The organism is Paraburkholderia sp. HD33-4, from assembly GCF_021390635.1.
Classification (GTDB): Bacteria; Pseudomonadota; Gammaproteobacteria; order Burkholderiales; family Burkholderiaceae; genus Paraburkholderia.
Map to the genome: position 1 here is coordinate 1,060,214 of NZ_JAJEJS010000003.1, position 14,102 is coordinate 1,074,315.

The window sequence follows — 14,102 nt, forward strand, 5'->3', positions numbered from 1 at the left end:
GGGACTAGCCCTGCGAGGTCCGCCGCCCAGCGGCGCGGCGGACTGAACGAATGCAAAGAGCAATGGAAGGCACGACATGCGCTGGCAAGATATAGCCGACTTTGTACCGATTCTGCTGCAAGGCGCGATGATGAGCATCATCATCACGCTGGGTTGTCTGCTGTTGAGCACCGTGCTCGGCCTGACCTGGGCGCTGTTGAAGATGTCGCGCTATCCGCACGTCGTACGCGGTGTGAGCGCGATGATCAACGTCGTGCGCGGTCTGCCGATGATCGTGCTGCTGTTCTACATCTACTTCGTGCTGCCGGATATCCACATCCAGGTGTCGGCGCTGCAGGCGAGCATCATCGGGCTTGGTTTCGGTTACTCGACTTACGTCGCGGAAATCTTCCGCGCGGGTATCGAGGCTGTCGATCCGGGCCAGTACGAAGCCGCGCAGTCGATCGGCATGGGGCGCGTGAAGACGATGGTACGAGTGATCCTGCCGCAGGCGATCAAGGTCGCGCTGCCGCCGTACAGCAACACGCTCGTGATGATGCTGAAGGACTCATCGCTCGCGTCGACGATCACGGTCGCCGAAATGACGCGCGAAGGCCAACTGATCGCGTCGTCTACGTTTCAGAATCTGACGGTGTACACACTCGTCGCGCTCGGCTACCTGGCGATGAGCCTGCCGTTGATGAGCATGACCCGCAATCTTGAACGACGTTTCGGTCGGCACAGGGCCAGGTAAGTGCGAAGTGAGGATGCGATGATCGAAATCACGAATGTGCACAAGAGTTTTGGCTCCGTACCTGTTCTCAAGGGCATTTCGCTCAACGTGAACCAGGGCGAAGTGGTCTGCCTGATCGGTGCGTCGGGCTCGGGAAAGTCAACGCTGCTGCGTTGCATTAACGCGCTGGAGTTCTACGACGAAGGCGAAATCCGCCTGCTCGGCGAGCGCGTCGAGCAGCGCGCGCGCAACATCAACCAGTTGCGCACCCAGGTCGGTATGGTGTTTCAGCGCTTCAATCTGTTTCCGCACCGTACGGCGCTCGAGAACGTGATGGAAGGGCCGGTGCACGTCAAACGCATCGCGCGCGCGGACGCGCAGCGCGAAGCATCCGAGCTGCTCGACAAGGTCGGGCTTGGCCACAAGCTGCACGCCTATCCTCATCAGCTTTCCGGGGGGCAGCAGCAACGGGTGGCGATTGCCCGCTCGCTCGCGATGAAGCCGAAGGCGATCCTGTTCGACGAGCCGACCTCGGCGCTCGATCCGGAACTGGTCGGCGAAGTGCTCGGCGTGATGCGCACCCTGGCGCGCGAAGGCATGACGATGCTGGTCGTCACGCACGAGATGGGCTTTGCGCGCGAAGTGGCGGACCGGGTGTGCTTTCTGCACGCGGGACTCATCATCGAGGAGGGCACCGCGCAGCAGGTGCTGGGTTCGCCGCGCGAGGCGCGTACCCGCGAATTCCTGCGCCACGTGCTGACCAATCGCAGCGACGCTCACTTGTCCACGGACGGCATGGCGGGAGCCGCGGCATGAACGGCAGATTCGTACGCGTAGGCGAGACGGCTCGCGCCAAAGTCGAGCTGACGATCGACGGCGCCACGGTCGAGGCGCTGGCGGGCGACACGCTGCTCACCGCGATGCTGTGCTCGGTGCGGCATGTGCGGCAGTCCGAATTCGGCGCTGAAAAGCGCGCCGGCTTCTGCCTGATGGGCGCGTGTCAGGATTGCTGGGTCTGGACCGCGGACGGCGAGCGGCTGCGCGCCTGCACCACCGTGATCGAAGCAGGCATGCGCGTCGTCACGACACAACCGGAGGGCCAATGGGCGAACCTCGCATCGTGATCGTCGGCGCAGGGCCCGCGGGCGTGCGCTGCGCGGAAACACTGCTGGCGGCCGGGATCCGCCCGATCGTCGTCGATGAAGGCCGGCGCGATGGCGGTCAGATCTACCGGCGCCAGCCCGAGGGCTTCACGCGGCCGTACGCGAAGCTGTACGGCACCGAAGCCGCGCGCGCGGAGGACCTGCATCGCAGCTTCGAGCGACTGCGCCCGCAGATCGAATACCGTCCACAGACGCTCGCGTGGAACGTCGCGCAAGGCAAGCTGCACGTCGTGCATGAAGGACACGCGAGCGCGTTGCGCTACGACGCGCTGATCCTGTGCCCCGGCGCGACCGACCGGCTGATGCCGGTCAAAGGCTGGCAGTTCGCCGGAACCTACAGCCTCGGTGCCGCGCAGATCGCGCTGAAGTCGCAGGCCTGCGCGATCGGCCGCCAGGTGGTGTTCATCGGCACCGGCCCATTGCTGTATCTGGTCGCGAACCAGTATGTGCAGGCCGGCGCCAAGGTCGCGGCGGTACTCGACACGTCGACGACCGGTGCGCGGCTGCGCGCGCTGCCCAAGTTACTCGCGCGCGTCGACGTATTGCGCAAGGGCCGCGCACTCGTGGCAGCGTTGAAGCGCTCGGGCGTGCGGATCGAAAACGGCATCGAGCCGCTCGAAATTCTCGGCACGCCGGACGACGGCGTGCTTGGCGTACGCTTTCGCGATGCACGCGGCAACGTCGAGCAGATCGATTGCGACGCCGTGGGTCTCGGCTATCACCTGCGCCCGGAAACCCAGCTTGCCGATCTGGCGCGCTGCGCGTTTCGTTTCGATGCGCTGACGCGGCAATGGGTGCCGCAAATCGATGAACTCGGTCGCGCTACCGAACCGGGCGTTTATATCGCCGGTGATGGCGCGCGCGTGCTCGGGGCGGACGGCGCGGAGATCGCCGGACGGCTCGCGGCGTACGCTGCGTTGAGCGATCTCGGGCGCGCGGTTCCGGCCGCGACGCTCGACACATTGCTGCGCGAACAGCGCAAAATGGATCGCTTCCGGCTCGGTCTCGCCGAGGCGTTTGCGTGGCCTGCCCAGCAGGCGGCCCGTCTGTCGGACGATACGATCGTTTGCCGCTGCGAAGGCATCACCGCGGGCGAACTGCGCCGCGTGGTGCGCGACGAAGGCGCGCAGGAAGCGAACCGTGCCAAAGCCTTTAGCCGCGTCGGCATGGGACGCTGCCAGGGACGCTACTGCGGCCATGCGGGCGCGGAGGTGATCGCGGCGGCCGCGCAGGTGCCGCTCGAGCAGGTTGGCAGGCTTCGCGGGCAGGCTCCGGTGAAGCCGCTGGCCATCGCAACTGTGGAGGATACCGAATGAACCGCGCACAAGCCGATGTGCTGATCGTGGGCGGCGGGTTCATGGGTGCCTCCGCCGCATTTTTTCTGAGGCAACGGGGCCGCTCGGTGATCCTGCTCGAGCGCCAGCTGGTCGGCCAGCAAGCGAGCGGTACCAACTTCGGCAACGTGCGCCGGCAGGGGCGCTTTCTACCGCAGTTGCCGCTCGCGAATCGTTCGCGCGAAATCTGGGGACGTCTGCCGGAACTGATCCAGCACGACGCCGAGTTTCTGATGTCCGGCCATGTGCGGGTCTGTTATCGCGAAGAGCAGGCCGACCAGTTCGAAACCTACGCGAAGGAGGCCGCGCATTACGGTCTGAAGCTCGACCTGCTGCGTGGCGACGCGCTGCGCGCACGGTTTCCGTTTCTCGGTGCCGAGGTGCTGGCGGGCTCGTACTCGCAAATGGACGGGCATGCGAATCCGCGGCTCGCGGCACCCGCGTTTGCCCGCGCGGCGGCGCGGCTCGGGGCGCAGATCGTCGAAAACTGCGATGTCGTGACAGTGGAAAAAGAGGGCGCCGAGTTTCGCGCGACGAGCGCCGACGGCCGTACCTTCCATGCGCCCGTGCTGCTGATCACCGCGGGGGCGTGGGGCAATCTGCTGGCGGAGCAGTTCGGCGAAGCGGTGCCGATCGCCGTCAACGGTCCGCAAATGGCCGTTACCGAACCCGTGCCGTATGCGATCCAGCCCGTGGTCGGCGTGTCGTCGCCGCAGATCGAGGAGGTCGTGTATTTCCGCCAGGTCGCGCGCGGCAATATCGTGATCGGCGGCTGCGCGCGTGCGCCCGCGTATCTCGACGAACGCCGCGCGAAGGTGCTGCCGCAGAGCACGTTGCTGCAGTTCAGGCAACTGCAGCGCGTCGCGCCGATGCTGCGCACGCTGAACATCATCCGGGTATGGAGCGGCGTCGAAGGTTATTTGCCCGACGACAGGCCGATCATGGGCGCGAGCGGCACGACCAGCGGCCTGTTCTATGCGTTCGGTTTTTGCGGCCATGGGTTCCAGCTCGGCCCGGGCGTTGGCGACACGATGGCCGAACTGATCGACACAGGCGCGACCAGCACGCCGCTCGAGCCGTTCGACATTCGCCGCTTCGCGGCTAGTCGGGATGCGGCGCCGGCTGCTGCGTCCACATCGCGTGTTGCGTGAGCGGAGCGTCGATGCTGAGCCTGAGCCCAACCTCGTCGTCATCCGCGCCCGATGTCGCGGGCGCGAACCGTCATACGACACGCGTGCCGGATCGAGTGAGCCGCGCCGTGCAGCGCGCGGTCAACTTCATCGATGCGTGTTTCGCCGAGCCGATCAGCCTGTCCGAACTGGCGGCTGTCGCGGAGCTGAGCATTTCGAGGTTTGCGGTGCGCTTCAGCGCGGAGATTGGCGTGTCGCCGCAGCAATACGTGAGGCTGGTGCGCGTACGGCATGCGCAGCGCCTGCTGCGCCGAGGCATGCCTCCTTCAATCGTCGCCGCCGAGGTGGGCTTCTTCGATCAAAGCCATCTGTGCCGGCACTTCAAACGCGTGCTTGGCAGAACGCCGCGTGAGTGGCTGAGCGCTAACGGTTGATTGCAACCTGAAAGCTCACCGGAGTCACGAGCGCTTCATTGATGCTGTTGCGAGAACAGCGTTTCCAGCGGGTATTCGGATTTCACGAACGGCGTCTTGATGATGACGTAGCTGAAATACTTCTCGATGCCGATGTCGCGCTCCAGCAGTCCTTCGATCACGCTCTGATAGTGATTGACGCTGCGCGTGACGAACTTCAGCAGGTAATCATAACCGCCGCTCGCCAGATGACATTCGATGATCTCGTCCACCGGACGGATCGCCGCCTCGAACTTGGCGAAGTCCTCGCGGCGATGATCGGCAAGGGTGACCTCGGTGAACACGATCTGCACGTCGCCGAGTTTCTGCAGCTGGATGTGTGCGCCGTAGCCGACGATATAGCCGGCCTTTTCAAGCCTTTTCACGCGAATCAGACAGGGGCTCGGCGAGAGCCCCACGGCGTCAGCCAGCTCGACGTTCGTGATACGGCCTTTTTTCTGCAGTTGCGAAAGAATACGAAGGTCGATCCGGTCCAGCTTCGTGTCGCCGCTTGTCGTCATGTATCGGTCTGCCCGTCGAAGGTTCTGCTTTTCGCTTCAGCGCACTTCGCATGAGCCGAGCGCCGCGCAGGCCGATGTTATCACGCGCTCAGGCGGCTGCGCGGCTCGCGCCGCGCAACGCGGCGCGCACCTCCGCATGGTCGAGCACTTCGTCGAGCGTGCGCCGCAAACGGCTGAACAGTTGTTCGAACTCCGCCTCGCCGAAGCAAAGCGCGGGCGCGAATCCGAGGATGCTGTCGCCGAATGCGCGGAACACGAGGCGGTTGCGATAGGCCGCTTCGGCGATCCGGTCCGGCAGCTTCAGCGACGCATCGAAGCGTGCGCGCGAATCCTTGTCGGCGACGAGTTCGAGCGCGCCGAGCAGGCCGCGATGGCGCGAGTCGCCGACCAGCGGATGATCGAGCAGCGCGTCGAGCCCGGCGGCAAAACGCGGCGCCTGCGCGATACCGTTCGCGAGCAGACCGCCCTCCTGATAGAGGCGCAGTACTTCGAGCCCGATCGCGGCGCTCACCGGATGCGCGGAGTAGGTCTGGCCGTGACCGACGACCGCGGTATCGCGCGCGTCGCCCGCGATGCCCTGGTAGATTTCGTCGGACATCAGCACCGCGCCCATCGGCGCATAGCCCGAGGTGAGTCCCTTCGCCACCGTCATCAGATCCGGCTCGACCTGTTCCGCCTCGCATGCGAACAGCGGACCGGTACGACCGAAGCCGGTGATGACTTCATCGGCGACGAACAGGATGTCGAGACGGCGGCACGCGTCGCGCATCGCCTTGAGCCAGCCGACCGGCGGCACGATCACGCCGCCCGATCCCTGGATCGGTTCGCAGAAGAACGCGGCGACGTTCTCCGCGCCGAGCGAGGCCACTTTCGCTTCGAGCGCCGCGACCGACGCGGCGATCAGCGCCTGCGCGTTTTCGCCCTGCGGCTGACGATACGCGTAGGGCGACGGCAGGTGGTGCTGGTGCGGCAGCGGCAGGTCGAAGTTGCGGTGGAACGCGGGCAGCGCGGTGAGCCCCGCGCCGACAGTCGACGATCCGTGATAGCCGCGCTCGAGCGCGATCATCTGCTTTTTCTCCGGGCGCCCGGTCGCGTTGAAGTAATGCGTGATGAAGCGGACCGCCGAGTCGATCGCATCGGAGCCGCCCAGCGTGAAATAGACGTGCTGCAGCGAAGCGGGGGAGAGCGCGACCAGTTTTTCGGCCAGATCGATAGCCGGCTCCGACGAGAAGTGGAAGTAGGTGGTCGCGTAGGGCAGCTTCGTCATCTGCCGCGCCGCCGCTTCGACGATGCTCTGCTGGCCGTAACCCACGTTCACGCACCACAGGCCGGCAAACGCGTCGAGCAACTCGTTGCCGTCGATGTCGCGCAGATACGCGCCGTGTCCGGATTCGAGTACGGTGGTACCCCGCGCTTCGTGCGCGCGGTAGTTGATGACCGGGTGAATCAGATGTTTGCGGTCGGCGTCGATGAGCGATGTTTTTGACATGATGGTATTTCCCCGCAGGTTGCGATCAGGTGAGAGTCACCCCCTGATAGTAGCGAGAGCCGCATGCGAGCCGTTCCGCCAAAAAAATGCTCAAAGAGCGCAGGCGCAGCGTTTTCTACCCCGCAGACAGCATTTTCTGCCGCGCGTGCTTAATAGCGGCGCGAACGGGAATTCGACCGTGCGCTCGCGGCCGCGTGAGAGTCGAAGCAATGGGTTGCAGCGCGCGTGTGCGCGCATCAGGTCAGCGACTGCGTGATCACCGCGTACTGAAGCAGCGGGCCGTCGGCCTGCCCGGTCTCGGCACGCGGTTGCGGGCAGGCGTGCCGCTGCATTCTGACGACCGTGTCCGAGCGTGCGAGGCCGAGGCCCGTGAGCCACGTTCGCAGGCCGTGCCCGTGCGGCACGTCGATGCGGACCAGCGCGCCTTCGTTCAGCGCGAGCCAATGGCGGATCAACGCCTTGGCGTGCGCGCTGTCCGGGCTCGCGCCGGCGACCACGGGGCCGATCAGGAAGCCGCGTCCGAAGCGGCGGAACATCGAGAAGCCGAGTAGTTCGCCGTCGCGATCGAGCGCGATACCGTCGGCGAGATCGAGCAGCGGCGGCAGCACGTGGCTGCGGTCGAGACCGCTCGCGCGCGACGCCAGCGCGACGAGTTGCGCGGCATCGCTCGCGCCGAGCGGGCGCAGCCGCTCGTTGGCGGCCAGCGCGACGAGCGGCGGACGGAACGCCGCGCCCTGCATCTGGTCGAGTGCGCCGCAGGACTCGAAGCCGAGCGCTTCGCACATTGACCGGGCAGCCTCGGTCGCATAGAGCGTGATGTCGCGCTTGCCAAGTTCTTCGAGCGCGTGCGCGAGCAGCGTGCGGCCGATGCCCACGCCGCGATGCTCCGGCGCGACGATCAGCATGCCGAGCGTCGCCTGATCCGCGCCGAACTTCCAGCACACCACGGTGCCGATCAGGGCGCCCGCGGTCTCGGCGACGAAGCCGATTCCTGTGTGCGCGGAGAACCCCCAGTCTTCCCGGCGATGCGGCCAGCCGATCGCGGCGGACAGGCGTTGCGCGGCGGGAAGGTCGTCGGCTGTCAGGCGTCGGTAGGTGAAAGGTGCGTGCGTGGTTGAATCGGGCACGGGTCGCTCCGTGATTAGTCAGCCGTGCCGCGACTGTTGCACGTTGCTCGCGCCTTGACTAGTACGAACTTCTCATCATGGGGTGCGCCGGGCGCGCAGAAGTGCCGCTGCGCCAGTGCCGTACATGCCAGGCGAAATGCGTGGTTCAGTCGTCAAGATTGCGTGCGGCGTGCTGAAACGGCCAATTTTGTCGGTGCAATCTGCGGTGCGCTCGCCGCTACGATGATATGCATACACCGACGCCTCGCGCCGAACATCGCGCCCGGCGCCGGGCTCGCGCATCAGGGTCAACGCCAGGGGCGGCAAATCATGCTGTTTGGACCACTCAAAACCATGTTTTCGAATGGTCGAATCCAGCGATACGCGATCAACGCCATTTTTTGCAGTGCTTAAATCGATTCATGCAGTGCCGCCGCGCCGCGACCAGCACGCGGGGCGCCGTCGAACACCAATGCTGGATATCCCGCGTTCAACCACCAGTGAGGAGCAGTTCGCATGTACGACGACGAGATCAAAACGGGCGGTTTCAGCCGCCGCGACATGATGCGTTTGCTGGCTGCCGGGGGCATGCTCGCCACCGGCGCGGGAGGCCTGCTGGCGGGCGCTCGCCCCGCGCTTGCGGCAGCCACGCCGAAGAAAGGCGGCAAGATCCGGGTCGCCTACGACTCATCGTCGACCGCGGATACGCTCGACCCGGCCAAGGGATCGGCAGGCGCTGACTACATTCGCTTCTTCATGTTTTACAGCGGCCTGACGCAACTCGACAGTTCGCTGACGCCGCGGATGAATCTAGCCGAAGCGGTAGATACGAGCGATGCGAAGGTGTGGGTGATCAAGCTGCGCAAGGGCGCGACCTTCCACGACGGCAAGGCGCTCGCACCCGCCGATGTCGTCTATTCGCTGATGCGTCATAAGAATCCGGCAACCGCTTCGAAGGTGAAGACGCTGGCCGATCAGTTCGTGGAGGCGAAGCAGACCGGCCCCAACGAAGTCACGCTGACGCTCGCGTCGCCCAACGCGGACTTGCCGGTGATTCTCGCCACGCCGCAATTCGTGATCATCAAGGACGGCACCACGGACTTCACGACGGCCGTCGGCACTGGCCCGTACAAGGTGAAGACGTTCAAGCCCGGGGTCTCGACCGTGGGCGTGCGCAACGACAACTTCTGGAAGACGGGCGGCGGCCCTTACCTCGACCAGATCGAGTTGATCGGTATCGGCGACGACGCGGCGCGTATCAATGCGCTGCTGTCCGGCGATGTCCAACTGATCAGCGCCGTCGATCCGCGCTCGACGCAGCGCATCGCCGCGACGCCGGGGTATGAGGTGCGCGAGACCAAGTCCGGTCTCTATACCGATCTCATCATGCGCCGCGACAACCCGCTGACCGGCAACGCCGATTTCGTGCAGGCGATGAAGTATCTGTTCGACCGCGACCAGATCCGCAGCGCGGTGTTTCGCGGCTATGCGGTGATCGGCAACGATCAGCCGATTCCGCCCGGACACCGTTACTTCAATGCGTCGCTGCCGCAGCGGCCGCACGATCCGGACAAGGCGAAGTTCTTCTTCCAGAAAGCCGGTGCGATCGGGACCACGCTGCCGCCGATCTACGCGACGACCGACGCGAACGGCTCGATCGAAATGGGTGAGTTGCTGCAGCAGTCCGCGGCGAAGATCGGCGTGAACCTGAACATCAACCGCGTGCCGGCGGACGGTTACTGGTCGAACCACTGGATGAAGCATCCGCTCGGGTTCGGCAGCGTCAATCCGCGCTCGAGCGCCGATGTGCTGTTCACGCAGTTCTTCAAATCGGACGCGCCGTGGAACGAGTCGGGCTGGAACAACCCGAAGTTCGACCAGTTGCTGAGCGCCGCGCGCTCGGAAACCGACGATGCGAAGCGCAAGCAGATGTACGGCGACATGCAGGTGCTGGTATCGGAGCAGGGCGGCATCGGCATTCCGACCTTCCTGAGCCTGCTCGACGCGAACGACAAGCGCCTGCAAGGGCTTCAACCCATACCTACCGGCGCGATGATGGGCTTCAACTTCGCCGAGTACGTGTGGTGGAACGCGTAACGTACTGAAGCGCACCGAAGCGCGCGCGCACGCGCGGGGGCGACCCCGCCGCGCCGCTCGCTGCAGGCAGCCGCAACGGCGATGAGCGGCACGACGCGCCCAACCACGCGCCGTGCCCCAAAGCCTCAACCGAGGAGGTCATGCCAATGAACGGGAATATCGCCCAGTTGATCGGCCGGCGCATCGCCGTCACTGCGCTGACGCTGGTGATCGTCTCCATCATCATCTTCGTGATTACCAATCTGTTGCCCGGCGATGCGGCGCAGGCCGCACTCGGCCAGTCGGCAACGGCCGAAACGGTCGCGGCGCTGCGCCAGCAGTTCGGTCTCGACCAGCCGGCTTACCTGCGCTACTTCCATTGGCTCGTCGGTCTGCTGCACGCGAACTTCGGCGTGTCGCTGTCGAATAATCTTCCGGTCTCCGAACTGATCGAAGGCCGCTTGCCGAAGTCGCTGACCCTCGCGGCGATCACCACCGCGGTGTCGGTGCCGATCGCGGTGTCGGCGGGCATCCTGGCGGCGGTCAAGCGCGAGTCGCTGGTCGACCGCATCGTGAGCCTCGGTACGCTGTCGCTGGTCGCCACACCCGAGTTCCTGATCGCGACGCTCGCAGTGCTGGTGCTGGCCGTCAAGCTGCACTGGCTGTCCGCGCTGTCGTACAGCGGCGACATCGAGAGCCTGCATGACTTTCTGCGCGCGTATGCGATGCCGGTCGTCACACTGTGCGCAGTCGTGATCGCGCAGATGGCCCGGATGACGCGCGCCGCGGTGATCGAGCAACTCAGTTCGTCGTATGTGGAAATGGCGATGCTCAAGGGTGCGAGCCCCGCGCGCGTGGTTCTGCGCCACGCACTGCCGAATGCGATCGGCCCGATCGCCAACGCGATCGCGCTGAGCCTGTCTTATCTGCTTGGCGGCGTGATCGTCGTCGAGACCATCTTCAATTACCCGGGCCTCGCCAGCCTGATGGTCGACGCGGTGAGCAACCGCGACTTCCCGCTCGTACAGGCCTGCACGCTGCTGTTCTGTCTCGGCTATCTGATACTCGTGCTGCTAGCCGACCTGTGCGCCATCATCTCGAACCCGAGGCTGCGGACATGACGACTCTTCGACCTTCTTCCGATTCGCGTCACCCACTCGGCGCGCTCGAACCGGTGCAGCGCAGCAGCACGTTGCCGGAGGGCGCGGAGCCGCCACGGTCCTGGCAGGGCGGCGGCAGTCCGGCACCTCGGCCGGTGCGCCGTCGCAGCGTCGCGCAACGTATGAATCTGTCGACCGGCGGCTGGATCGGTCTGACGATGGTGAGCTGCGCGCTGTTCGTCGCGGCGTTCGCGCCGTGGATCGCGCCGCACTCGGTCGGCGCGATCATCACGCCCGACGTCTTCGCCGGCTTCAGCGCGAAGCTGCCGCTCGGCTCCGACTACCTGGGCCGCGACATGCTGACCCGCATCATCTACGGCATGCGGCTGACGGTCGTGCTGGCACTCGCCGCGGCGCTGCTCGCGGCGCTCACGGGGACGATGCTGGGGCTGCTGGCCGCCGTGGCCGGCCGCCGTATCGACGAAACCATGAGCCGGCTGCTCGATGCGATCACGTCGATTCCGTCGAAGATGTTCGCGCTGATGATCGTCGCCGCGTTCGGCTCGTCGCTGCCGTTGCTGATCGCGACAGCGGCCATCAGCTACATGCCGGGCTCGTACCGGATCGCCCGCTCGCTCGCGGTCAATATCGGCACGCTCGAATATGTGCAGGTCGCCCGGGCGCGCGGCGAAAGCGCGCTCTACATCGCGTGCTTCGAGATGCTGCCGAACATGCTTCACCCGATGCTCGCCGACACCGGGCTGCGTTTCACGTTCGTCGTGCTGCTGCTGAGCAGCCTGAGCTTTCTCGGTCTCGGCGTGCAGCCGCCGTTTGCCGATCTCGGCTCGCTGGTGCGCGAGAACATTGCCGGCCTCGGTGAAGGCGTGCCCGTCGTGATCCTGCCCGCGATCGCGATCGCGGTGCTGACGGTCGGCGTGAACCTGCTGATCGACGGACTGCCGCATCGTGGACGCCGCAAGAGCATGCCCGAAGCCGATGGAGGTCATTGATGATGGCACACCTGTTCAGACGTGCTGATAGGGCCTTTGCGGCCGTCCAGGAGACCGCGGCTTCAGGGTCGTCCAATCTGGTCGAAGTGCGCGGCCTGCGCGTGGTGGGAAGCCGGCCCGGCGAGCCGGACACGACGATCGTGCATGACATCGACTTCGAGATCGCGCGTGGCGAGGTGCTCGCCCTGATCGGCGAATCGGGCTCGGGCAAGACCACGATCGCGCTGTCGCTGATGGGCCATGCACGCAGCGGCTGCCGCATCGCGGGCGGCTCGATCCGGGTCGGCGACACCGACGTGCTGGGGCTCTCGCCGAAAGCGCTCGAGGGATTGCGTGGCCGCAAGGTCGCCTATATCGCGCAAAGCGCGGCGGCCGCGTTCAATCCGGCGCGCACGATCATGGATCAGGTGATCGAAAGCGCGCTGATTCACGGCACGCTCAGCAAGCGTGCCGCGCAGGCCAAAGCGGTCGAACTGTTCCGCGCGCTCGCGCTGCCGGACCCGCAGAAGATCGGCCTGCGCTATCCGCACCAGGTATCGGGCGGGCAGTTGCAGCGGCTGATGGCGGCGATGGCGCTGATCACCGACCCCGCCCTCGTGATTCTCGACGAACCGACCACGGCGCTCGACGTCACGACGCAGATCGACGTGCTGCAAGCGTTTCGCGGGGTGATCCGGCAATGCGGCATGACCGCCGTCTATGTGTCCCACGATCTGGCCGTGGTGGCGCAGATGGCGGATCGCATCGTCGTGCTGAGCAACGGTGAAATTCGCGAAACGGGCCGCACCGAGCAGATTCTGCATGCCCCGGCCCATCCGTATACGCAAAGCCTGATCGCCGCGGTGACGCCCGTTGCTCCCGCTGCATCGAGCGCGGCCGCGCCGGGCGCGGCGCAGCGCAACGCCGCGCCGTTGCTCGAACTGCGCGGTCTGACGGCCGGCTACGGCGGCACCGACTCACAGGGCTGGCCGCACAAGGTGATTCTGCGCGACGTCGACCTCGCGATCGGCCGTGGCCAGACGGTGGGCGTGATCGGCGAATCGGGCTCGGGCAAGACGACGCTCGCGAAGGTGATCGCGGGGCTCGTGCCGATGGCACGCGGCAAGCTGCTGCTCGACGGTGAGCCACTGGCCGCCAACCTGAGCCGTCGCAGCCGCGAACAGTTTCGCTGTATCCAGATCGTGTTCCAGAACGCCGACACAGCGCTCAATCCGACGCATACGGTCGAGCGCACGTTGGCGCGCCCGTTGAAGTTCTATCACGGCATGAAGGGCGAAGCCGCGCGCCGCCGCGTCGCCGAACTGCTTGGCCTCGTGCGCCTGCCTGCGGAACTTGCGCAGCGGCGCACCGGGGAGCTGTCGGGCGGGCAGAAGCAGCGCGTGAATCTCGCGCGGGCGCTGGCCGCCGAACCCAAGCTGATCCTGTGCGACGAAGTCACTTCCGCGCTCGATACGGTGGTCGGCGCAGCCATTCTCGAACTGCTGCGCGATCTGCAGAAAAAGCTCGGCGTGTCGTATCTGTTCATCACGCACGACATCGCCAAGGTGCGTGCGATCAGCGACGACATCGTCGTGCTGTACGCGGGACACCGCGTCGAGGCGGGCAACCGCGACGCGTTGTCGGCGCCGCCGTACCACCCGTATTCGCATCTGCTGGTGTCGTCCGCGCCGGAACTTCGCGCCGGCTGGCTCGAAGAAGCGGGCGAGCGTTGCCATCAGACGCTGCCGCCGATCGGCGAGCCGGACAACGAGCCGCAACTGTGCACGTTTCTCGCGCGGTGTCCGATGCGCATCGATGGAGTCTGCAATCGCACGCCGCCGGCCGCGCGTACGCTCGCGAGCGGCGCGCAGGTGCTGTGCCATCGCAGCGAAGCGGAGCTGGAGCAATACCAGAGCGGACCGCCGGACGGCGCCGCGGCGGCTGGCGGGCTCGCGCAGTCCGTCACGCTGCGAGCCTGATGGCGAACTCGCGCTGCGCGATGTCCGCCGTGGAGCGCCTGACATTGTGGC

13 protein-coding genes are annotated in these 14,102 nt (G+C 65.9%); 10 read left to right on the plus strand and 3 right to left on the minus strand.

The window, feature by feature from the left end:
- Positions 1–76: 76 nt before the first annotated feature.
- From L0U84_RS39365 to L0U84_RS39390, 6 genes are read left to right on the plus strand one after another with little or no spacing between them, the layout of a single operon-like run.
- Positions 77–733, plus strand: coding sequence for an amino acid ABC transporter permease (locus L0U84_RS39365; protein WP_129958560.1), 657 nt, complete (start codon positions 77–79; stop codon positions 731–733).
- A gap of 18 nt (positions 734–751) precedes the next feature.
- Complete coding sequence (locus L0U84_RS39370) at positions 752–1,528, plus strand: amino acid ABC transporter ATP-binding protein (protein WP_233858993.1); 777 nt, start codon at positions 752–754, stop codon at positions 1,526–1,528.
- Positions 1,525–1,836: a (2Fe-2S)-binding protein gene (locus L0U84_RS39375; protein WP_233858995.1), complete on the plus strand. Its 312-nt coding sequence runs from the start codon at positions 1,525–1,527 to the stop codon at positions 1,834–1,836. The genes L0U84_RS39370 and L0U84_RS39375 overlap by 4 nt, the downstream gene beginning before the upstream one ends.
- Positions 1,815–3,191 carry an FAD/NAD(P)-dependent oxidoreductase gene (locus tag L0U84_RS39380; RefSeq protein ID WP_233858997.1) on the plus strand — a complete coding sequence of 459 codons (1,377 nt, stop codon included), beginning with the start codon at positions 1,815–1,817 and terminating at the stop codon, positions 3,189–3,191. The genes L0U84_RS39375 and L0U84_RS39380 overlap by 22 nt, the downstream gene beginning before the upstream one ends.
- Positions 3,188–4,360, plus strand: coding sequence for an NAD(P)/FAD-dependent oxidoreductase (locus L0U84_RS39385; RefSeq protein ID WP_233858998.1), 1,173 nt, complete (start codon positions 3,188–3,190; stop codon positions 4,358–4,360). Before L0U84_RS39380 ends, L0U84_RS39385 begins: the two co-directional genes overlap by 4 nt.
- Before the next feature lie 11 nt (positions 4,361–4,371).
- Positions 4,372–4,773, plus strand: a complete 402-nt coding sequence (locus L0U84_RS39390; protein ID WP_233858999.1) for a helix-turn-helix domain-containing protein — start codon at positions 4,372–4,374, stop codon at positions 4,771–4,773.
- 35 nt (positions 4,774–4,808) lie between these two features.
- Here L0U84_RS39390 and L0U84_RS39395 read toward each other — a convergent pair whose 3' ends face one another.
- From L0U84_RS39395 to L0U84_RS39405, 3 genes are all read right to left on the minus strand, one after another.
- Positions 4,809–5,312, minus strand: coding sequence for an Lrp/AsnC family transcriptional regulator (locus L0U84_RS39395; protein WP_090811115.1), 504 nt, complete (start codon positions 5,310–5,312; stop codon positions 4,809–4,811).
- Positions 5,313–5,400: 88 nt separating this feature from the next.
- Positions 5,401–6,801, minus strand: a complete 1,401-nt coding sequence (locus tag L0U84_RS39400) for an aspartate aminotransferase family protein (protein WP_233859000.1) — start codon at positions 6,799–6,801, stop codon at positions 5,401–5,403.
- Positions 6,802–7,037: 236 nt separating this feature from the next.
- Positions 7,038–7,928 carry a GNAT family N-acetyltransferase gene (locus L0U84_RS39405; protein ID WP_233859005.1) on the minus strand — a complete coding sequence of 297 codons (891 nt, stop codon included), beginning with the start codon at positions 7,926–7,928 and terminating at the stop codon, positions 7,038–7,040.
- Between the two features lie 495 nt (positions 7,929–8,423).
- Here L0U84_RS39405 and L0U84_RS39410 point away from each other — a divergent pair, with 495 nt between their 5' ends.
- From L0U84_RS39410 to L0U84_RS39425, 4 genes are all read left to right on the plus strand, one after another.
- Entirely contained in the window at positions 8,424–10,004 is a 1,581-nt protein-coding gene (locus L0U84_RS39410; RefSeq protein ID WP_233859007.1) for an ABC transporter substrate-binding protein, read from the plus strand.
- Positions 10,005–10,150: 146 nt separating this feature from the next.
- Positions 10,151–11,104 (plus strand): ABC transporter permease, encoded by a 954-nt coding sequence (locus L0U84_RS39415; protein ID WP_233859009.1) that lies wholly within the window; start codon positions 10,151–10,153, stop codon positions 11,102–11,104.
- The gene (locus L0U84_RS39420; RefSeq protein WP_233859010.1) at positions 11,101–12,093 is read left to right on the plus strand and encodes an ABC transporter permease; all 993 of its coding nucleotides are present in this window, start codon (positions 11,101–11,103) and stop codon (positions 12,091–12,093) included. Before L0U84_RS39415 ends, L0U84_RS39420 begins: the two co-directional genes overlap by 4 nt.
- Entirely contained in the window at positions 12,093–14,051 is a 1,959-nt protein-coding gene (locus tag L0U84_RS39425; protein ID WP_233859011.1) for an ABC transporter ATP-binding protein, read from the plus strand. Before L0U84_RS39420 ends, L0U84_RS39425 begins: the two co-directional genes overlap by 1 nt.
- The last annotated feature ends 51 nt before the right edge of the window (positions 14,052–14,102 follow it).